Genomic DNA, 678 nt, shown 5'->3' with positions numbered 1-678 from the left:
TCGTCGAGCTTTACAGCAAGGCAGTGGAGCGTGGTCACTGGAAGGCCATGCATAACCTGGCGAATCTTTATCGTACAGGGTGGCCTGGTGGGGTAGAGAAGGATACGCAGAAAGCGTTGGACCTTTACCAGAAGATGATCGATCTGGGAGTGCCCCAAGGCTTCTATAACATGGGGGCAATGATTGGCAATCGTGCCGGTGTTAAGAATCCTGCTACCGATGGCCTGACCTTCTTGGACAAGGCCGCCAGTATGGGTAACCCTCCAGCCTTAACTGCGTTAGGTAAGCTTTATATTTATGAAGCGAATCAGGACGAACTAGGACTTCGTTACACGCAATGCGCTGCTGAGCAAGGATATGCTCCCGCTAATTATGAATTGGGTGCGTATTACAAAATAGTTAAGTATAATTATCCTAAGGCGCTGAGCTATTACCAGCTTGCTACTTCTCAAGGGGATGGTGATGCTGCGCTTCTAATGACAGATATATTCGATGAAAAAAGTCGACCAGTTGATAGGATGTGGTATGACGCGGATAAGGAGCTTTATGAGATGTATTACTCTATTTACAAGAAGCTTGAAGTTGATCCAGATCTACGTTTTACCAACTTGATAAAGGATCATCCTCTGCCTCCTCACCCGACCCAGGGCTACGACGCAGATCGGCCCGACTGGAAAC

Annotated in this window: 1 protein-coding gene; it reads left to right on the top strand. The window is 47.8% G+C overall.

What is annotated here, in order from left to right:
- The coding region (locus HMPREF2716_RS28390; protein WP_083318182.1) for a tetratricopeptide repeat protein at positions 1-678 on the top strand (678 nt) is incomplete at both ends.

Origin of the sequence: Pseudomonas sp. HMSC076A11, assembly GCF_001810205.1 — a bacterium.
Classification (GTDB): Bacteria; Pseudomonadota; Gammaproteobacteria; order Pseudomonadales; family Pseudomonadaceae; genus Pseudomonas; species Pseudomonas aeruginosa.
This window is presented reverse-complemented; position numbering and strand designations above follow the sequence as displayed.